Genomic DNA, 20,126 nt, shown 5'->3' on the forward strand with positions numbered 1-20,126 from the left:
CTCATGCCCGTCGCTCCCTGATCATCCGAAACACGATCGGCAGCGCGATGACGAAGATCAGCAGCGCGCCGATGAAGATCGACATGACGATGCCGGGCACGTTGAGCAGGCCGAGACCGAAGGTGACCAGCCCCATGATGAAGGCGGCGATCACGACGCCGGGGATGCTGCCGGAGCCGCCGAGGATCGAGACGCCGCCGAGCACCACCATGGTCACGACCTCCAGTTCCCAGCCGAGCGCGATGGATGGACGGGTCGATGCCAGCCGCGAGGTCAGCAGAACCGCCGCGATGCCCGACATCAGCCCGGTCAGGCAAAACAGGATGAACTTCACCCGCTCGACACGGACGCCCGAGAACCGCGCCGCCATCGGATTGTTGCCGATCACGAAGACATGCCGCCCGAAATTCGTCCGGTGCAGCAGCACGTAGAACAGGACGGCGCAGACGAGAAACAGGACGAATTCGAAGGAAACGACCCACCAGACATAGCCCTGGCCGAAGAAGCCGAATGCGGGCGGATAGCCCTTGAAGGCCTGGTCGCCGAGCACGATGAAGGAGATGCCGCGAAAGAAGCTCATCGTGCCGATGGTCACGACGATCGACGGCAGGCCGAGGCGCGTCACGAGGAAGCCGTTGAACATGCCGCAGAACAGGCCCGTCAGGATGCCGATCACGACCAGCCCCGGCGTGCCGACGCCGAATTGCAGCGCCAGCCCCATCATGGTCGAGGCGAGCGCGATGATCGCCGCTACCGACAGGTCGATCTCTCCGGAAATGATCAGGAGCGCCATCGCCAGCGCGATGATCGCCTTCTCGGTGAAGTTGAACGTCGCGTCGGACAGGGACCAGGGCGACAGGAAATAGGGCGAGAGGAACGAGTTCGCGACGAACAGGCCCACCGCGACGACCAGGAGCAGGGCCGGCCAGGACAGGATGGCGGCGCGCAGCGGACTGTCGAGCCTGTCGGGGATGTGGCGGGCTTCGGGAGTAACGTCGGTCATGATGCGGTCTCCGTTTGCCGGAGGATGAGACGGCCGCCCCGCTTGTCACCGCGTGCGTTCAGGGCCACCGCGAGGATGATCGCCGCGCCCGAAATCGCCATCTGCCAGAAGGGCGAGATGTTGATGACCGGCAGGGCGACATTGATGACGCCGAGGAACAGCGCCCCGAGCAATGCGCCGGCCACCGTCCCGACGCCGCCGGCGATCGAGATCCCGCCGATGACGCAGGCCGCGACGATGGTCAGTTCGTAGCCCTTGGCGACTTCCACAGATCCGATCACGTAGCGCGACACCCAGAGATAGCCGCAGAAGCCGGCCAGCATTCCCGAGATGCAGAAGGCGAGAAACGTCGTCCGGCCCACGTCGATGCCGGCATAGACCGAGGCGGTGGGGTTGATCCCGACGGCATAGATCGCCCGGCCGAGCGACGTACGGGTCATCATCACGAAGAAGGCGGCCGCGATCACGATCGCATACCAGGTCAGAAGCGGCAGCCCGAGCACCTCGATGCGCGTATATTGCACGAAGCCAGTGCTCATCGCGTCGGCGTTCACCCACTTGCCGCCGGCGATCAGGAAGATGATGCCGCGGAAGATCGTCAGCGTCCCCAGCGTCACCACGATGGCGGGAATGCCGAGAAGCCAGACGAGCGCGCCGTTGAAGGCGCCGAGCAGAAGACCGCAGAGTGCGGCGATGACCATCAGCACGGGCACCGGGATCGCCGGATAGGCGGCGTTGATCAGAGCGACGATCATCCCGGTCAGGGCCAGGTTCGATGCCATGGACAGATCGATCGAGCGCGTCAGGATCACCGCCATCTGGCCGAGCGCCAGGATCATCAACATGGCCGTGTCGTTGAAAATGCCGGCGAGGTTCGCGGGCGATGCAAAGCCAGGCGAGCGGAAGTTCGTCGCGGCGATCATCGCCACGACGATCACGGCGAGCCAGAATTCGCGGGTGCGCAATATGCCCTTCATGCGGCTTTCTCCGTGATGCCGGCGGCGGCGCGGACGAGCACTTCGGCTTTCAGGTCGTCATTGTTGTCGAGAACGGTGGCGATGCGCCCCTCGCGCATCACGACGATGCGGTCGCTCATGCCCATGATTTCCGGAAGTTCCGAGGAAATCATGATCACCGCGAGACCCTGCGCCGCCAATTCGCTCATGAAGGCGTGCACCGCGGCCTTCGAGCCGATGTCGATGCCCTTGGTGGGCTCGTCGAGGATGATGACACGCGGCTGGGTGGCCAGCCATTTGGCGATCACGACCTTCTGCTGGTTGCCGCCCGAAAGCGTGCCGGCATGCTGGCTGAGCGAAGCGGCGCGCAGATCGAGCCGGGTCGCATATTCCCGCGCCAGGGCGAATTCCTCCACAAGGCGCAGGAAGCCCCTGCGGTTCGAGGTCCGGTCGAGCGACGGCAGCGAAATGTTCTGGACGATCGGCAGGTCGGTCACCACGCCCTGCTTGCCCCGTTCTTCGGGCACATAGACGATGCCCTTCTCGATCGCGTCCGCCGGGCCGCGGATGATCGCCACCTCCCCGGAGATCCTGACGGCGCCCTTCGACGGCCGTGTGATCCCGAACAGCGCCTGCATCACTTCGCTGCGGCCCGCGCCGACAAGCCCGTAGAAACCGAGGATCTCGCCCTTGTGGAGCGAGAAATCGATGTCGGCGAACTCCGTCGGGTGGCAGTAGCCGCTCACCTTGAGGATTTCCTCGCCGATTGCGACCTGTGTCTTCGGGAAGACCTGATCGACCGATCGGCCGACCATCAGACGCACGATCTCGTCCTGGCTGGTGTCGCTGATCAGGCCCTTGCCGACCATCTCGCCGTCGCGGAACACGGTGTAGCGGTCGGCGATGCGATAGATCTCGTCGAATTTGTGCGAGATGAAGAGGATCGCCTTGCCGTTCTTCTTCAACAGGTCGATGAGGTCGAAAAGGTCCTGGATTTCCTTGAACGACAGGGCTGCCGTCGGTTCGTCCATGATGACGATGTCGGCATCCACCGACAGGGCTCGCGCCACCGCCACCAGGTGCTTGTTGGCGATGCTGAGATCCTTCAGCCGCTCGTCGGGTGCGATGTGGCCGGCGCCGATCTCGCCCAGCAGTTCGCGGGCCTTGTCGCGCATGGCGCGCCAGTCGACCGTCTTGAAGCGGGTCTTCGGCGCATGGCCGAGAAAGATGTTTTCGGCGACGCTCATCTCGTCGAACAGCACGGTCTCCTGGTGGATCGCCGTGATGCCGCGCTGGAAGGCGGCATGCGGAGACGGAAGGCTGACCGCCTCGCCATTGACCGCGATCTCGCCCTCGTCCGGCTGGTAGATGCCCGTCATCGTCTTGACCAACGTCGACTTGCCCGCGCCGTTCTCGCCGATCAGCGCGGTGACCTCGCCCGGATAGAGTTCCAGGGCCACCTTGTGCAGCGCGCGCACGCCGGGAAACGTCTTCGTGATTCCGGATAGCGTGATGATGGGCTTGCTCATGGGCAGTGTCATGGGAGCGTCGCTTCGTCGGTTTGCGGGTTCAGCTTCAAGCTGGCCGGGCGAATGCGCGGATGCGCCGGCGGACACGTGCCGGCGTCCGCAGAAACGACCGGCGGCACCGTGGCGCCGCCGGCAGGCTTGGGAGATCCTAGTAGATCTTGGAGAATTCCTCGATGTTCGACTTGTCGAACTGGAAGGGTGCGGCCATGGCGGCCGAGTTGGTGTCGTCGAGCGTGATCTCGCCGACCTTGCCGATGGAGAAGGTCGCGCCCGGCGCGGCTTCCTTGCCTTCGATCAGCTGGTGCGCCAGCTGGACGGCCGAGTAGCCGAGATCGATCGGGTTCCACAGCGCGACGGCCTGCGAGGCGCCATTGTCGATGAACTGCTTGAACTCGGACGGCAGTGCGAGGCCGGTCACGTTGATCTTGCCGATCAGGTCTTCGTCGGTCACCACCTGCGCGGCGGCGACGACGCCGACGGTCGTCGGTGCGATGATGGCGTCGAGATCGGGATAGGACGCGATCAGGCCCTTCGCCTCGTTGGTGCTCTTCACGGAATCATCGTCGCCATAGACGACGGAGACCAGATTGATGTTCGGGAACTTCTCCGGCATCACCTTCTTGGCGGCGTCGATCCAGGCGTTCTGGTTGGTTGCCGTCGAGGAGGCGGACAGGATCGCCACGTCACCGCCGTCCGGCAGGTAGTCGGCGGCGAGCTTGATGATCGTTTCACCGATCAGGTCGGTGTCGGACGGGTTGAGATGCAGCTGCCGGCCTTCCGCGGCGACGCCCGAATCCCACGACAGGACCTTGATGCCGCGCTGCATGGCCTTCTTCAGCGCCGGGACGAGCGCGTCCGGATCGTTGGCGGAGATCGCAATCGCATCGACATTCTGCGCGATCAGCGAATTGACGATCTCGATCTGGCCTTCGGCGGTCGCCGAGGTCGGGCCGGTATAGATGACTTCGATGCCGCCGATTTCGGCGGCCGCTTCTTCCGCGCCCTTGGCGGCGGCGTCGAAGAAGCCGTTTCCGAGCGTCTTGACGACGAGGGCGATGCGCTCCTGCGCCATCGCCGGAGCCGCAAGCAGGGTCGCGGCGACTGCGGTGCTCAATGCGAGTGATTTCAACAGTTTCATTGTGGGTTCCTCCCGTTCAGATTTTCCTCTCGTGGCATCAGGCCACGGAGGAGGACTGCTGACTTGCAGCTCTATCCGCGACGATGAGACCGACGCCGGCTTGCTCCAGCATCTGGCGGTCTTCGTCGCGAATTCCGTTGTCGGTAATGACCGTGGTGATCCGCTCCAGCGGGCAAAGGATCAGGCTGGAGCGCTTCTTGAATTTCGAGGAGTCGACCAGCACCACCAGTTCGTCGGCCTGGTCGATCAGCTTCTGCTCCGCCTGGATAAGCAGCGGATCCGCTTCCATCAGCCCGAGATGGCCGAGGCCTTGGGCGCCCATGAACATGCGCTTGGCGTAGAAGTTGCGCGTCACGTCATTGTCGAAGGGGCTGAGGATGATGTTCTGCTCGCGATAGATCGCGCCGCCCGAGAGCATGATCGTGTTCTTCGAATGCTTCAGCAGGTGCTCGGCGATCGGAAACGAGTTGGTGAAGACCTGGCAGCGTTTGGTGGCCAGCGGATGCACCATCTGGAACGTCGTCGTGCCGCCATTGATGATGATCGGGTCGCCGTCCTCGCACAATTCGACCGCCTTGAGCGCGATCGCGCGCTTTTGAGCGATGTTGATCGTTTCGTTGACGCTGAAGGGGCGGCCCGCGAGACCGACGAATTGCGGAGGGCTGATGGATTCCGCGCCGCCGCGAACCCGGCGAAGCTTCTTCTGCACATGCAACGTCGCAATGTCCCTGCGGATCGTCGCTTCCGACGAATCCGTCAGTTCCACCATCTCCTGCACGGTCACGACAGGCTTTTCCTGGACCGCCGACAGAATGATGCGATGACGTTCTTTCTCGTGCATGAATTTCCTCCCTTGCAAAACACTTCCACCGAAAACGCGCAGTGTCAATCATAAACGATCAAAAAACGTCATATTGCAGCGCAATATGATTGATCTTGATCGTTTATGATTGACTTTCAGGCGACGCTGGCGCATCGATAAGGAAGTCTACATACCGCCGAAGTGCGCATGGGAGGAGCGTCATGCTGAACAAACAGGCCGGCTCACGGCTGGAAAACCTGTGGGACAAGGACAAGGCCGCCGGCATGAGCGAGTCCGAGCTCCTGCTCTATCGCTCCAATCTTCTCGGCTCCGACAAGCGCGTCACCAACTATGGCGGCGGCAACACCTCCGCGAAGGTCATGGAAAAGGACCCGCTGACCGGCGACATGGTCGAAGTACTCTGGGTCAAGGGATCCGGCGGCGATGTCGGCACCATCAAGATGGACGGTTTCGCCACCCTCTACATGGACAAGTTGAACGCCCTGAAGGGCCTCTATCGCGGCGTCGAGTTCGAAGACGAGATGGTGGGCTACCTGCCCCACTGCACCTTCAACCTCAATGCGCGCGCGGCCTCCATCGACACGCCGCTGCATGCCTATGTGCCCAGGAAGCATGTTGACCACATGCATCCCGATGCGATCATCGCCATCGCCGCATCCGAGAACTCCAGGGACCTGACGCAGAAGATCTTCGGCGGCCAAATCGGCTGGCTGCCCTGGAAACGGCCCGGCTATGAACTCGGCCTGTGGCTGGAGACGTTCTGCCTGGAGAACCCCGAGGCCAAGGGCGTCGTCCTGGAAAGCCATGGCCTGTTCACCTGGGCCGACACGGCGGAGGACTGCTACGATCTGACGATCGACGTCATCAACCGGGCGATTGAATGGTTCGAGGGCGAGACGGCCGGCAAGACGGTCTTCGGCGGCCAGAAACACACGCCGCTCGACCCCGCCGAACGCCGCCGCGTCGCCGCCGCGCTCATGCCCGCCATTCGCGGCATGATCTCCGAACAGGTCCGCATGGTCGGCCACTTCGACGATTCGGATGCCGTTCTCCAGTTCGTCTCCTCGCAGGACATGCAGCCGCTGGCCGCGCTCGGCACCAGCTGTCCCGACCACTTCCTGCGCACCAAGATCCGCCCGCTGGTCGTCGAATTCGACCCTGCCAATCCCGACATCGACGCCACGCTCGAAAAACTCGCCGGCATGGTCGCCGCCTATCGCGACGACTACGCGGCCTATTACGAGCGCTGCAGGCACGATGACAGCCCGGCCATGCGCGACCCCAACGCGGTCGTCTATCTGGTCCCGGGCGTCGGCATGATCACCTTCGCCAAGGACAAGGCCACCGCGCGCATATCCGGCGAGTTCTACACCAACGCCATCAACGTCATGCGCGGCGCCTCCACCGTGTCGACCTATGTCGGCCTTCCTGAACAGGAAGCCTTCGACATCGAGTACTGGCTGCTCGAAGAGGCGAAGCTGCAGCGCATGCCGAAGCCGAAAAGCCTGGCTGGCCGCATCGCGATCGTGACCGGAGGCGCCGGAGGCATCGGTTCTGCGACGGCGGAGCGCTTGCTGTCGGAAGGCGCCTGCGTGGTCCTCGCCGACATCGATGCGGATGCGCTCGACCGGACCCGCGACAACCTTGCCGCACGCTACTCGAAGGACGTCGTCCGTTCCGTCCTGATGAACGTCACGGAGGAAGAGGCCGTCTTCGACGCCTATGCCGACATGGCCGTCGAGTTCGGCGGCGTTGACATCGTCGTCTCCAACGCCGGCATCGCCTCCTCCGCGCCGGTCGAGGAGACGACGCTCGACCTCTGGAACCGCAACATGTCGATCCTGTCGACCGGCTATTTCCTGGTCGCACGCGAAGCCTTCAAGATGCTGAAGGCGCAGGACATCGGCGGCTCGATCGTCTTCATCGGCTCCAAGAACGCGCTCGCCGCCTCGCCCGGCGCGTCGGCCTATTGCACCGCCAAGGCGTCCGAACTTCATCTCGCCCGCTGCCTGGCGCTCGAAGGCGCGCCGCATGGCATACGCGTCAATGTCGTCAATCCCGACGCTGTGCTGCGCGGCTCGAAGATCTGGTCGGGCGAATGGCTGGACCAGCGCGCCTCGACCTACGGCACCGACAAGGAGGGGCTCGAGGAGATGTACCGCCAGCGCTCGCTGCTGAAGCGCTCCGTCCTGCCCGAGGACATCGCCGAGGCGACCTATTTCTTCGCGTCCGAAGCCTCGTCCAAATCGACCGGCAACATCGTCAATGTCGATGCCGGCAACGTGCAGGCATTCACGCGCTAGCAGGCCATGTGGCGCGGCGACGGCACGGCCGACCGTCGCGCAGGGAGGAACCATGATCGAAGAATCCGTCATCGCGCAAGCGAATGAGAAGGCTCTTGCCGGCCTGCGCGCCGATTACGACGCCCTTGGCGAAAACCTGTCGCGGCGCGGCATCGACATCGACGCCGTCAAGGCGAAGGTCGGCGCCTATGGCGTGGCGATCCCGTCCTGGGGCGTCGGCACCGGCGGAACCCGCTTCGCGCGCTTCCCCGGCGGCGGAGAGCCCCGCGACATTTTCGACAAGATGGACGACTGCGCCATCATCCACCAATTGACCGGCGCGACGCCGTCGGTGTCGCTGCACATCCCCTGGGACAAGGCCGATCCGGCGGCGCTCAAGGCCAAAGCCGAGGAGACGGGCCTGTCCTTCGACGCGATGAATTCCAACACCTTCCAGGACCAGCCCGGCCAGGCCCGATCCTACAAGTTCGGCTCGCTCTCCCACACCGATGCGGCGACCCGCCAGCAGGCGATCGACCACAACATCGAATGCATCGAGCTCGGCAAGGCGATCGGTTCGAAGGCTCTGACGGTCTGGATCGGCGACGGCTCCAATTTCCCCGGTCAGGCGAACTTCACGCGCCAGTTCGAGCGCTATCTCGACGCAATGAAAAGCGTCTATGCCGCCTTGCCCGCCGATTGGCGGATCTTCACCGAGCACAAGATGTACGAGCCGGCCTTCTACTCGACCGTCGTGCAGGACTGGGGCACCAACTACCTGATCGCGACCGAGCTTGGCCCGCAGGCCTTCTGCCTCGTCGATCTCGGCCACCATGCGCCCAATGTGAACATCGAGATGATCGTCGCCCGCCTGATCCAGTTCGGAAAGCTCGGCGGCTTCCACTTCAACGATTCCAAATATGGCGACGACGACCTCGATACCGGCTCGATCGACCCCTACCGCCTGTTCCTAGTCTTCAACGAACTGGTCGATGCCGAAAACCGAAAGCCGGCCGGCTTCGATCCTGGGCATATGCTCGATCAGTCGCACAATGTCACCGATCCGATCGAGAGCCTGATGGTCTCTGCGATGGAGGTGCAGCGCGCCCATGCCCAGGCACTGCTGGTGGACCGTGAGGCGCTCGAGGCCCACCAGGAGGAAAACGATGCGTTGATGGCGACCACGACGCTCAAGAAGGCGTTTCGTACCGACGTCGAACCGATCCTCGCCATGGCGCGTCTGGAAAAGGGTGCTTCTGTCGGCCCGGTGGCTGCCTATCGGTCCTCCGGCTATCGCGGCATGGTGGCGACCCAACGCCCCGCCGCGTCGGGAGCCGGCGGCGGTATCGTGTAACGCCGCGCCGACAGGCCCGAACGATCCCGGCAAGTCCGAGAATCTCAACTTGCGTCAATTTTCGGATGGCGCATCCGCGCGAAAACACGCGTAAGGACTCAGACGATTGAAACCAGCCATGGCTGTTCCGTTGCCCTCACGGGGCGCACGGACGGGCGTCGCGACGGCATGGACGGATCGACATGAGCCAGCGCATTTTCGAACCCGGACCGGGCATGGCGGAAGGCCTGCGTCACCTTCCAGGCCACCTCAACATGAACACGGTTTCCGCCGGGCTGGTGGCCGCGATCTTCGGCTGTTCGGGCCCGGCACTCATCGTGCTGGACGGCGCCAACAAGGCCGCGCTCAGCGAAGGCCAGTCGGTCGCCTGGCTTCTCAGCATCTATGGCATCGGCGGGCTCATCGGCGTTGTCCTCGCCCTGCATTACAGGCAGCCGATCAACGGAGCTTATTCCATACCGGGCGCTGCGCTGGTCGCAGGATCGCTCTCTGCCTTTCCCTTCGAACAGGCGGTCGGCGCCTTCGTCATGTCCGGCCTGCTCGTCTTTCTGATCGGTGCGACGGGCCTGATCGGGCGGATCATGCGCTGGTTGCCAATGCCGGTCGTCATGGCCATGATCGCCGGCGCGTTGATGCGCTTCGCGGTGGCGACCCTTGGCGCGATCGAAGCCGCTCCGTGGATCGCCGGCGCCGGCATTGTCGGCTTCTTCCTCGCCATGCGCGTTCCGATCGGGGTCCCGCCGGTCCTCGCAGCGTTGGTCGCCGGCCTCGTGGCGACGCTGGCGACGGGGTCCGCGAGCATCGATCTGGCAGCGGTGAGCTACGTCCTGCCCACCTTCACCGCACCCGTATTCGATCTGGACGCGTTTCTTGCCATTTCCGTTCCGCTCGCCCTTCTTGTGATCGGCGCGGAAAACGCCCAGGCGACGGGCGTGCTTATGGCCGAGGGCTATCGTCCGCCGGTCAACGTCATGACACTGGTTTCCGGCATTGGCGGGGTCGTCGCCGGGCTGCTCGGCGGTCACAACGCCAACATAGCCGGTCCGATGACAGCGATCTGCTCGTCGGAACAGGCCGGAGAAGACCGGCAGGGCCGCTATGCCGCGACCGTGGTCAACGGCGTCCTCTTTGCCGGCTTCGGTCTCGCGGCAGGCAGCGCGGTGCCCCTGATGATGGCGCTCCCCAAGGCGCTGATCGCGACCGTCGCGGGTCTGGCGATGATCGGCGTGCTGCAGACCGCGTTCCAGGGCGCCTTCTCGAAGGATGCCGGGCACCAGACAGGCGCGCTGGTGGCGCTCGTCGTCGCCCTGTCGAACATAACCCTGTTCGGAATCAGCGCGCCATTCTGGTCGCTTGCCGCCGGCAGCCTGATCTCGGTCCTCGTGGATCGGAAGGCTGAGTAGCGTCACGCGGCGCTAAGTCCTCTCGGTCCTATTCTGCGGCAACCAGCAGGCGACGCAGGATCTTTCCGACCGGCGATTTCGGCAGCTCTTCCACGAAGACATAGTCGCGCGGGCGTTTGAAATCGGCCAGATCGGACTGGCGACACCAGGCGTCAAGCTCCTGCGGACTGACCGTCCCGGCCGCCGTGACATAAGCCGCGACCCGTTGGCCGAGCCGCTCGTCAGGTTGACCAACAACAACGACGTCCAACACCCCCGGATGCAACGAGATCACGGATTCGATCTCGGTGGGCAGGATATTCTCGCCGCCCGAAATGATCATGTCATCGATCCGGCCGGTAACGAAAAGATTACCCTCGGCATCGAGATAGCCGACATCGCCGGTAAGGTACCATCCGTCCCTGATCGCCTTGGCGTCGGCGTCCGGACGATACCAATATCCGCTGAACGCCTCGTCGCTCGAAAGCCGCGCGACGATCTGGCCCGGTTCGCCTATTGCCACATCATCATCGACGCCGTCCGCGTCCAAGGGAACCAGCCTGATCTCCGAATTGATCCCAGCCCGACCCGCGGAGGGGGGGGTTTTGGGGGCGTGTCGGTTGGTGGTGAAGGTGTAGATCTCGGTCGAGCCGTAGTGGTTGACGAAGAGGTCGGGCGAGAACGCCGCGTCGAGCCGGGCGAGCAGGCTGGCGGTCATCGGCGCGCCGGCGAAGCCGAGCTTGCGCACGCTGGTGATGTCGGTGGCGGCGAAGGAGGGATGCGCGAGCATGTCGTGATAGAGCGTCGGCACGAGGTAGAGCGCCGTCAGCCGGTGCCGCGCGATCAGCTCGAGCGACTGGCCGGCGTCGAACTTGTGCTGGCAGACGAAGAGCCCGTTGGTCAGCGCCATGGCGAGAAGCGAGCGCACGCCCATCGTGTGGTAGAGCGGCATGATGCCGAGCGTCGCCTCGCCGGAAAGATAGGCGTTCTGCGCGACATGGGCGAGCCCCGCCGCCCGTTCGGCTTGGTGGCTGCGCGGCACGCCCTTGCCCGGCCCGGTCGTGCCCGACGTGTAGAGCAGGACCGACAGCCTGTCGGCGCTGGCGCGCGGCAGCCCGGCAGCCGGCGGCAGGGCGGACACCCGGTCGAGAAAGGCCTCGCCCTGGTCGATGGCGACGGTCGGCAGGCCGCCGGCCAGTTCGCTCGCCGCGACCGCATCGGCCGCCGCGCCGCAATGGATGATGGCGCGCGCGCCGCTGTCGCGGAGGAAGAAGTCCAGCTCGCCGGGCTTCACCCGCCAGTTGACCGGTGTGAAGATGACGTCGGCGAGCTGCGTCGCCCAATAGGCGAGCGCGGTCTCGATGCGGTTCTGCATGACGACGAGCAGCCGGTCGCCGGCCTGCAGGCCCAGCCCGTCGAGCAGCGTCACCGCCCGCGTGGCCAGCTCCGCCAGTTCGCCATAGGTAAGCGTCTGCTCACCATCGACCAGCGCCAGGGATGAACGGTCGCGCGCCGCCGCGGCCAGAAGCGTCCGCCCGATGTCAAACATGGAACCACCTCTCCGATTGAAACCCGTCGCCCCGACCCATGCGTTTCGTTGCCGCCATCACAGCGACCCCAGATAGGCGGCGAGGAGCGCCGGATAGGAGGCGAGATCGTCGACATGCACCAGCTCGGTCGCGGTGTGCAGATGCTTGACCGGGCAACTGAGAACGATGGTGCGCACGCCGCCGCGCGCCCGCTGGATCAGCGCCCCGTCCTGGCCGCCGCCGAGCATGAGGCTGCGCTGGCACTTGATGCCCTGCTGCTGCGCGACGCGCTCCATGTCGCGCACCAGGCCCATGTCGCTCAGCGTCGAGGAATCGGCCACCTGCAGCGCGACACCCTTGCCGGCCTCCGTGACGTGGTTTTCCTCCTCCACGCCCGGCACCTCGCAGCACACGGTCGTGTCGCAGGAAATGCCGATGTCGGCCTCCGCGGCGAAGGCCACCGGCCCCGCTCCGCGCGAGCCGAGCTCCTCCTGCGCGGTCCAGGCGCAATTGATCTCGCAATCGTGGTACTGCAACGCCTCCATGGCGCGCAGCAGCGCCCAGCAGCCGACGCGATTGTCGAGCCCGCCTCCGGCGACATAGCGGCCGAGCCGATGGAACGGACCATCCAGGACCACCATGTCCCCCTTGGCGATCCGGGCCCTCGCCTCGTCCGGCGCAAGCCCGGTATCGACATAGAAGGTCTCTAGCTCCGGGATCTTCTTCAGGTCTTCCGGCGGCGCGGTGTGGATCGGCCGTCCGGGCGGGTTCATCACGCCGGGGATCGTCTCGCCGCCCGCCGTCACCACCTGGACGCGATGCGCGAACAGGGTGCGCGGGTCGAAGGCGCCGACGGGGTGAAGCCGCAGATAGCCTTCCTTTGAGACATGCGAGACCAGGAAGCCGATCTGGTCCATGTGGGCGGCCAGCAGCACGCGCCGGGGCGTTGCGACGGTGCCGCCGTCGCGCGGCCGCGGCCGGCGGATGCAGACCAGCGAGCCGAGCGTGTCGGTCGCGATCTCGTCGAAGACCCCGGCCTGGCGCGCATGCGCCTCGATGACGTCGCGGATCGCGCCTTCCCGGCCAGGCACGCCCGGCGTGTTCACAAGTCTTTCCAAGAGATCCATGGTTTCACCTGCCGATCCGGCGTTTCCCTCGTTACCTGGCGGTCATCCCGGCGCGCGGCAGATAGGCCCGGCCTTCCTCCGCTTCCGGCACGGTGACGCCGATCAGTTGCCGCGCCTTCAGCACGGGCGCCCGCATGCTCAGGTCGTTGCACAGCACGACGATGACCCAACCCTGCGGATCGAGCGTCATGTCGAGGTTGGAACTGGCGCCGATCAGCCCGCCGCTGTGGCCGTAGAGCGCCCGCTCAGGATGGATGGCGAAGCCGTATCCGTAATCCGGCGAATTGAGTTCGGGCTTCGCGGTCGTCATCAGCTCGGCCATGGCCGGGCTGACGAGTTGTCCCGCCTTGAAGGCCTCGGCAAAGCGGAAAATGTCGCGCGCCGGCGCATAGCCGCAACCCGCCGGCCCGCCGCGCACGGCGCCCTCGAAGAGGCTGTTATACATGCGCGGCCCCTTCGCGCTCCACACCTTGTGGTAGCCGACGGCGGTGTTCTCGTTGACGTAGTCGAGCTCGAAGAAGCCGGAGGCGTCCATCCCGGCGCGGCGCAGAACTGCGTCCTCGACATGCTCGAAATAGTCGCGCCCGGTGACGATCTCGATGATCCTGCCGAGCAGCACCATGCCGACATTGGAGTATTTCCAGCGCTCGCCGGGCGCGAAGGAAGGCTTGTAGGCGCGGCAGAGTTCCAGATAGTCCTCGACCGTGCGCATGTCGCGCCGCGACGTGCGGTCGAATTCCGGCACGAAATAATCGCCCAGCCCCGACGTGTGGCTCAACAGGTGCTTGATCGTGATGCGGCCGGCGGCCTCCGCGTCGGGATAGTCGAGATAGGCGCTGACGGGATCGTCGAACGACACCCGCCCCGCCTCGACGAGCTGGCAGATGGCCACCGCCGTCCAGGATTTGGTCAGCGACGCGACGTTGAAGCGCGTGTCGATCCTGTTGCCGATCTCGAAATCGCGATTGGCAAGGCCGAACGCGCCCTGCGCGAGGATTTCGCCATGCCGGGCGGCGAGCACGCAGCCGGAGAAGAGGTCGGCCTCGGCGAGCGTGCGGGCGTAGGCCACGATCGCCTCGGCCGCGACCCGGTCTTCGCCGGCATCGTCGATCACGGGCAGCGCCGCCCTGCCCAGGAGCACGGCCTCGACAGGGTGATCGTCCGCGTCGGCGATTTCGATGGCGAGCTTCCAGCGCTCGTCCGAACGGGGCTGCCGCGCCACGGTCTCGAGCGTCAGGGGATGGCTCTCCGTGATCTCGAGGATTTCGAACCCGCCGCGGGCCTTCCAGTCCATAAAGGTGGCGATGCGCTTCTCGACGGGTTCGCGCCCGGCGTTTTCCGGCGTGTAGTTCGCAGCAACGAACGCGATCACCGTCTCCGGCGTCGCCGTTTCGACGGCTACAAGAAATTCGGAGAGCCGGCGGCCGGCCGGCGTGTCCGGAAGGACGGTCCCATGCCTCATGGCGAATACTCCGGGCGCAAGCCGCTTGCGCGGCTGCGGGTCAGGCCGATGCCGGGCTGCATCCGGTCAAACAACCCGTCCCAGTGGCGCGAGGCGCAGAAACCCGGGCTCGTGGCGATCACCCAGCGCTCGACCTTTCGTCCTGCCGCTTCCAGGGCGGAGAAGAACGCCGTCGCCTTCGCCACGATCTCCGGCGCGCGCGCAGTGTCGCGCGGAAGCGGGGATTGGGCCGGATTGCCGTTGAAATCATTGATGAAATAATCGAAATCGACATGCACGACGAGGCGGCCGGCCGGCAGGTCCGACAACACTCTGTCGGGATCCGTGCTGGCGAAATAGGTGCCCCTGGAGCGGCGCGCCGGCACGTCCCACGCGACGGCGGCGAAATCGGTATCGGGCATCAGGGCGTGCGAGACGCTGCCCGGCCCGATGGGCGCCGGTGCGTCGTCGTCGCGGCTGTTGTTGAGGTGGCGAATGTGCACGGTCCGGCCGGCATGCAAGAGCGGCGTGACGAAGCTGCCGATGCCGATCGCGCCGGACAGGATCGGCGACTGCCAGTCCCCGGCTTCGCACGGGTCGAATGTCCGGCCGGTGGAGGGATCGACGAGCCCGCCTGCCCGCCGCGCCAGGAATGTCGGCATCATGTCGGCATGATCGTCGAGATGAACGAGGACGAGGGCGTCGTCCGGGCCGGTGCGGCGCAGCGTGTCCGCGATGAAGGCGCCGCTCCAGCAATCCTCGAGGCAGATGCCGCACGTGCCGGTTGCGACGCGATACAGGCCCGCCCCGGCGAGCCCGCCGCCAATGCCGAGCCTGCCCAGATGGGCCGGCAGGTCCGGATCGAGACGATGATAATAGAGATCGGGGCCCTTCAGCCGCAGGCGCGACCGGTCGTCGAACAGCTCGAAACGGGTGTTTCGGAAGAACGTCCGCAGCTCCGCCTCGACCCCGTCGCCGAGCTCGCGCGCCCGCTCGGCGTCCAGCGGAATGCCCGCCCCCGCCTGGCGGGGATGCCGGGAGGCCTGCTCACCCGGGCGAATGCGCAAATCATGCGTCTCCATCAATCCGGCCGCCGGTAGCATCCGGTGATGGCGGTCACTGTCTCGCCCGGCTTCAGCCTCGGCCTTTCGTGCCAGAAGCGGGAGCCGGCACCAAGCACCAGAGATCCCGCGACCGTCGGGATCCGCAGCCGCGCATGGCCGACGCTTTCGGGTTCCTCGCCATAGACGTTGAGCACAAGCCCCGTGTCCGGCGCGTCCCGGTCCGGCGAGGTCGCGTGCAGATAGACGATGATCGTCACCTGGCATTGCTCGGCCGGCGAATCCTGGTGCGCGCCGAGATGGTCGTCGCTGTTGTAGAAGGTGTAGCAGGAGATGTTCTCCGACAGCGTGAAGCGCTGCCCGAAGACGCCTTCCAGAAGCGCCGTCATTTCGGGGCCCTTCAGGAGCGACAACGCGTAATCGCCAAGCCCGGCGACACGGGCCCGGTAGCGAAGCGGCGCCTCGTCCCCGGATTCGGCGTGGACCGCGCCGCCGAACTGGGTCTCCGCCTCGGCGCGCAGCCCGGCCAGCACGTCGCCATGCAGCGACCGCGGCAATTCGCCGAAACCGTAGCGCGTGACGGACGCCTTCATGGCCGCGACCGCGTCGTCCCCCGTCACGAGAACCGGCGGCGTCGCCGCGGCGTTCGTCAGGGGCCCGGGCGCGCCGGTGTGTGCGTGTGCGTGGGACATCAGGCGTAGGCGGCTTGTCTGGAGGTCTTTACGAGATGGTCGTCGACGTCGTCGAGCAGCGCGTCGGTCAGCGCCTTGACGTGGATGACGCATTCCGCGGTCTCGCCCGCTTCGAAGGAGCCGCCGCCGAGCCGCTGGGTGATCTCGAACCCGCCGCTGCACACGCCGGCGTATTCGCATGTCCGCAGGCAGTGCGCCGTGCTGCTTTCAAAGTCGCCGATGATCCTGCGCAGCTTGTCGGAGCGCGCCATCTCGACCAGCGAGGTGTCCTTGATGTTGCCGATGGAAAGGCCGAGCCCGTCGCCATAGGCGTCGGGCAGCGTGTCGATGGCGAGCCCGGCATAGCAGGTCGTCACGTAACCGTTCACGTCGACGTTGAGCGCCTTCAAGGGGGCGCTCGTTTCCTCCATGTAGCGGCTGCCGGCATCGCCCGCGCGCAGGATGCGGCCGAGCCCCTGCGTGAAGTTCTGGATGCCGAGCCCGTCCGCCTCCGCCGCGTAGGCGAGCAGCGTGCGGTAGAAGTCATAGTAGCGCTGGCGGTCGGCGGACCCGTAGGAGAGGTCCGGGCTTTCGCCGTCGCCGCTTGCCAGGATGTTGAAGTGGAAGCCCGAGAGTTCGGCCCGGCGGGCGTTGAAGAAATCGTAGAACGCGCGCGGATCGGCGAGCGCCTTGTCCGTCACCACGGCGATCACCTTGTAGGGGATGCCGTGGGCGGCCAAGAGGTCCATGCCGCGCACGACCTTGGCGTGGCTCGCCTTGCCGCCCCAATTGGTGCGGTAGGCGTCGTGCATCTGTTCGGGGCCGTCGCAGCTGACGCCGATCTTCATGTGACGGGCGTGGCGGCGAAACAGGTCGCACCACGCCGCGTCGATCAACACGGCATTGGTCTGGATGTCGTAGCGCATCGACACGGCGTCGCCGACAAGCGCCGTGCGGAGCGCCTCGATCTGCGTGATCGCGCGGTCGTAATAGTCGGGCGGCAGCGTCAGCGGCTCGCCGGAATGCCAGACGACCGTGACCTCCCCGGCGGCCAGACCGCTGGTGAAGAGTTCGGTGAAGACGCGCTCGATCAGCTCGGGTTCCATGACCTGCCTGATCCGGCGGCTGGCGGCGCTGAGATCGCAATAGGTGCAGTTGAGATTGCAGAAGGGCGTGCCCTGGAGAATGACAAGTTCGATTGGTGCAAGGTCGTTCATCGCGGCGTCTCGTCATCTTCGAAATGCGGAAACCGGAGCGCAAGTTCGGTCGCGCCCCGGCGGGACCGATCGGTCAGCGGCGCATGGCCGGACCCCAGGCGCTTTCGGTCTTCATGGCGCCCTCACCGGCGCTTTTCGTCGCCGCATGGGCGGCGAGCGCGCCGCCCTCGGCGGCAATGCGGACCGTCTCGATGCGGTCCGCTATGCTGGTCGTGCGGTTCATGACAGGTCTCCTTTGCGTTGATGTCAGGCAGGCTGTCTGTCGGCGCGTCAGACGCGCATCGCCGGACCCCAGGCACTCGCCGGTTTCGGATCGGCCTCGGCCGCGCGATTGGTCGTCGTGTGGTCCGACAGATCGCCGCTCATGACAGCGGCCCGAACGGTATTGATGCGTTCATTCAGCTTGGTATTTGCTCGATCCATTTTCAGTTCCTCTGTTGTCGCGAGTGCGAATGCAGTTGAAACGCTAAAGGCGCATGAAGTCGTGTCAAGGCAAAAAGGCCGGGCCAAGAAACTGCCGTAACGGCAACTTCAAACCCCGTCCGGCATCACCTCAAACGACCAGTCCCGGACCCGTCGCGCATGTCGAATGTCTCCGTCGAGGACGCGTCGAGCCGGGGCGATGAGGCGGAAACAGGGGCTCGTTTCTGTATCATGTCGCGGTCTCCATCGGCGCCTTCGTGGCGGTGACACGGACATCGATAACCGGGTTCGGCCGCGATGGCCCGTGGCGAAGCCTGACGGTTCTTGACGGGGCGGCGCAAAACCGCGTCAATTCCTGTCCGTCGCACCGTTTCGCCGCTGTGATACGACCCTCCCGGGCGCCGGCGCCGATCCGCCGGCTTCAGCCAGACGATGGAAACTCCATGACTGCAATGGCCAACGTCCTCTCATCGGCATACGCGCTCGCCGCCCCGTTCTGGGATATGCGCAAGCGCCCGGTGGCGTTCCTGCTGCTCGCCGTGATCATCGCGCTCGATCTCGGGCTGGTGGCGATCGCCGTGCTGCTCACCTACTGGCAGCGCGCTTTCTTCAACTCGCTGGAGGATCGCGACTGGGACGCGTTCATCAACCTCCTGACCACATGGGACGCGTCGGGCGACGCATGGATGCCCGGCTTCGGCCCGATCCTCGTCTTCTACGTGCTCTTCACCGTCTACCTGCTCTACCTGAAACAGGCGCTGCAGATCCGCTGGCGGCAATGGATGACGCATGACTTCGTCGACCGCTGGATGGCCGACCGGCATTATTACGTCAGCGGCCTGGGCATCGGCCGCACCGAGAATGCCGACCAGCGGATCGCCGAGGACATCGACCTCTTCATCGACGGCACGCTGACCCTCGGCCTCGGCCTGTTGAGCTCACTCGTCTCGGTCGTCTCCTTCATCGTCCTGCTGTGGTCGCTGTCGGAGACGATCGTGGTGTTCGGCGTCGCCGTTCCCGGCTACCTGGTGTGGCTCGCGCTCCTCTATGCGGGCGCCGGAACCCTCGGGACCCATCTCTTCGGCCGCCGGCTGATCGGCCTGAATTTCGATCGCCAGAAGGCGGAGGCCGATTTCCGCTACGGCCTGATCCAGGTGCGGGACAACGCCGAAAGCGTCGCCTTTAGTGCCGGCGAGGACAACGAGAAGCGCAACCTGTCCGGGCTGTTCGGCGTGGTGACGGCCAATTGGCGGAACATCATGACGGTGACGAAGCGGATGACCTTCTTCACCTCGGCCTACAACCAGGCCGCGCTGGTCTTTCCGCTCGCGATCTCGGCGCCCGCCTATTTCGCCGGACGCATTCCGCTCGGCGGGATCTTCCAGACCGCCGGCGCCTTCGTGCAGGTGCAGGTGGCGCTGTCCTGGTTCGTCGACAATTACGCGAAGATCGCCGAATGGACCGCCACGATCCGGCGGCTGCGCGGCTTCGTCGAGGCCCAGCGCGAGGCCGCGCGCCACACCGACGGCATCGACCTGGAGCGCGGCGGCACCGGGCTGGAGGCGGCGGCCCTGTCGGTCCGGCTGCCACAGGGCCGCCCGGTCGTCGACGAGGCGGACATCCGCGTCGATCCCGGCGACAAGGTCCTGATCACGGGCCCGTCCGGCGTCGGAAAATCGGTGTTCCTGCGGGCGATCGCCGGCATCTGGCCGCACGCCTCCGGGCGCATGCGCAAGCCGGACGGGCGCTTCATGATCCTGCCCCAGAAGCCCTACATGCCGACGGGCACGCTCGCCCGCGCGATCGCCTATCCCGACGCGGAGACGACGTTTTCGGCAGACGCGATCCGCCACGCGCTGGAAACCGTCGGGCTCGGCCATCTCGGCGACGAACTCGACCGCGCGGACACATGGCGCGACCGCCTGTCAGGCGGCGAGCTGCAGAGGCTGGCGCTCGCCAAGGCGATCCTGCAGCAACCGGACTGGCTGATCCTCGACGAGGCGACGGCCCATCTCGACGACGCCTGGGAACAGCGCGTCTACGAGATCATCGAAACCGAGCTCGAGCGGACGACGATCATAACCGTCGCCCACCGCCAGGCGGCCATTCCCCGCCACACGCGGTTCTTCACGCTCGACGACCGGCGGATCGTCGAAACGGCGTCGCCGCCCGGATCGTCGCAGGGCTGAA

At 65.5% G+C, this 20,126-nt stretch carries 17 protein-coding genes; 4 read left to right on the plus strand and 13 right to left on the minus strand.

All coding sequences use genetic code 11. The annotated features are described in order from the left end of the window. Position 1 precedes the first annotated feature (1 nt). The 5 genes from MRY80_RS20700 to MRY80_RS20720 form a co-directional block, all read right to left on the minus strand. On the minus strand, positions 2 to 1,003 hold the full coding sequence (locus tag MRY80_RS20700) for an ABC transporter permease (RefSeq protein WP_293293094.1): 1,002 nt from the start codon (positions 1,001 to 1,003) through the stop codon (positions 2 to 4). Next, positions 1,000 to 1,980: an ABC transporter permease gene (locus MRY80_RS20705; protein ID WP_293293096.1), complete on the minus strand. Its 981-nt coding sequence runs from the start codon at positions 1,978 to 1,980 to the stop codon at positions 1,000 to 1,002. The genes MRY80_RS20700 and MRY80_RS20705 overlap by 4 nt, the downstream gene beginning before the upstream one ends. Next, positions 1,977 to 3,488, minus strand: a complete 1,512-nt coding sequence (locus tag MRY80_RS20710) for a sugar ABC transporter ATP-binding protein (protein WP_293293098.1) — start codon at positions 3,486 to 3,488, stop codon at positions 1,977 to 1,979. Before MRY80_RS20710 ends, MRY80_RS20705 begins: the two co-directional genes overlap by 4 nt. A gap of 148 nt (positions 3,489 to 3,636) precedes the next feature. Further along, positions 3,637 to 4,626, minus strand: a complete 990-nt coding sequence (rhaS, locus tag MRY80_RS20715) for a rhamnose ABC transporter substrate-binding protein (RefSeq protein ID WP_293293100.1) — start codon at positions 4,624 to 4,626, stop codon at positions 3,637 to 3,639. Positions 4,627 to 4,663: 37 nt separating this feature from the next. Continuing rightward, complete coding sequence (locus MRY80_RS20720; protein ID WP_293293101.1) at positions 4,664 to 5,467, minus strand: DeoR/GlpR family DNA-binding transcription regulator; 804 nt, start codon at positions 5,465 to 5,467, stop codon at positions 4,664 to 4,666. A gap of 182 nt (positions 5,468 to 5,649) precedes the next feature. Here MRY80_RS20720 and MRY80_RS20725 point away from each other — a divergent pair, with 182 nt between their 5' ends. The 3 genes from MRY80_RS20725 to MRY80_RS20735 all read left to right on the plus strand — a co-directional run bounded on the left by MRY80_RS20725 (position 5,650) and on the right by MRY80_RS20735 (position 10,488). After that, complete coding sequence (locus MRY80_RS20725; RefSeq protein ID WP_293293102.1) at positions 5,650 to 7,752, plus strand: bifunctional rhamnulose-1-phosphate aldolase/short-chain dehydrogenase; 2,103 nt, start codon at positions 5,650 to 5,652, stop codon at positions 7,750 to 7,752. A gap of 52 nt (positions 7,753 to 7,804) precedes the next feature. After that, a complete protein-coding gene (rhaI, locus tag MRY80_RS20730; protein WP_293293103.1) occupies positions 7,805 to 9,085 on the plus strand; it encodes an L-rhamnose catabolism isomerase in 1,281 nt (426 codons plus the stop codon). Between the two features lie 182 nt (positions 9,086 to 9,267). Continuing rightward, complete coding sequence (locus tag MRY80_RS20735) at positions 9,268 to 10,488, plus strand: benzoate/H(+) symporter BenE family transporter (protein ID WP_293293105.1); 1,221 nt, start codon at positions 9,268 to 9,270, stop codon at positions 10,486 to 10,488. Between the two features lie 28 nt (positions 10,489 to 10,516). Here MRY80_RS20735 and MRY80_RS20740 read toward each other — a convergent pair whose 3' ends face one another. From MRY80_RS20740 to MRY80_RS20775, 8 genes are all read right to left on the minus strand, one after another. Next, entirely contained in the window at positions 10,517 to 12,016 is a 1,500-nt protein-coding gene (locus MRY80_RS20740; protein ID WP_293293107.1) for an AMP-binding protein, read from the minus strand. 57 nt (positions 12,017 to 12,073) lie between these two features. Beyond that, entirely contained in the window at positions 12,074 to 13,123 is a 1,050-nt protein-coding gene (locus tag MRY80_RS20745) for a M20/M25/M40 family metallo-hydrolase (protein ID WP_293293108.1), read from the minus strand. 31 nt (positions 13,124 to 13,154) lie between these two features. Further along, positions 13,155 to 14,585, minus strand: a complete 1,431-nt coding sequence (locus MRY80_RS20750; RefSeq protein WP_293293111.1) for a serine hydrolase domain-containing protein — start codon at positions 14,583 to 14,585, stop codon at positions 13,155 to 13,157. Beyond that, positions 14,582 to 15,646: a hypothetical protein gene (locus tag MRY80_RS20755; protein WP_293293113.1), complete on the minus strand. Its 1,065-nt coding sequence runs from the start codon at positions 15,644 to 15,646 to the stop codon at positions 14,582 to 14,584. Before MRY80_RS20755 ends, MRY80_RS20750 begins: the two co-directional genes overlap by 4 nt. Further along, the gene (locus MRY80_RS20760) at positions 15,646 to 16,317 is read right to left on the minus strand and encodes a hypothetical protein (RefSeq protein ID WP_293293115.1); all 672 of its coding nucleotides are present in this window, start codon (positions 16,315 to 16,317) and stop codon (positions 15,646 to 15,648) included. The genes MRY80_RS20755 and MRY80_RS20760 overlap by 1 nt, the downstream gene beginning before the upstream one ends. Continuing rightward, complete coding sequence (locus tag MRY80_RS20765) at positions 16,317 to 17,513, minus strand: radical SAM protein (RefSeq protein ID WP_293293117.1); 1,197 nt, start codon at positions 17,511 to 17,513, stop codon at positions 16,317 to 16,319. The genes MRY80_RS20760 and MRY80_RS20765 overlap by 1 nt, the downstream gene beginning before the upstream one ends. 73 nt (positions 17,514 to 17,586) lie before the next feature. Next, on the minus strand, positions 17,587 to 17,736 hold the full coding sequence (locus MRY80_RS20770; RefSeq protein ID WP_293293119.1) for a hypothetical protein: 150 nt from the start codon (positions 17,734 to 17,736) through the stop codon (positions 17,587 to 17,589). A 47-nt stretch (positions 17,737 to 17,783) separates the two neighbouring features. Next, positions 17,784 to 17,936, minus strand: coding sequence for a hypothetical protein (locus MRY80_RS20775; RefSeq protein ID WP_293293121.1), 153 nt, complete (start codon positions 17,934 to 17,936; stop codon positions 17,784 to 17,786). A gap of 443 nt (positions 17,937 to 18,379) precedes the next feature. Between MRY80_RS20775 and MRY80_RS20780 the strand changes: the two genes are divergently transcribed. Continuing rightward, on the plus strand, positions 18,380 to 20,125 hold the full coding sequence (locus MRY80_RS20780) for an ABC transporter ATP-binding protein/permease (protein WP_293293123.1): 1,746 nt from the start codon (positions 18,380 to 18,382) through the stop codon (positions 20,123 to 20,125). Position 20,126 lies beyond the last annotated feature (1 nt).

This window comes from Oricola sp. (genome assembly GCF_022763245.1).
Classification (GTDB): Bacteria; Pseudomonadota; Alphaproteobacteria; order Rhizobiales; family Rhizobiaceae; genus Oricola.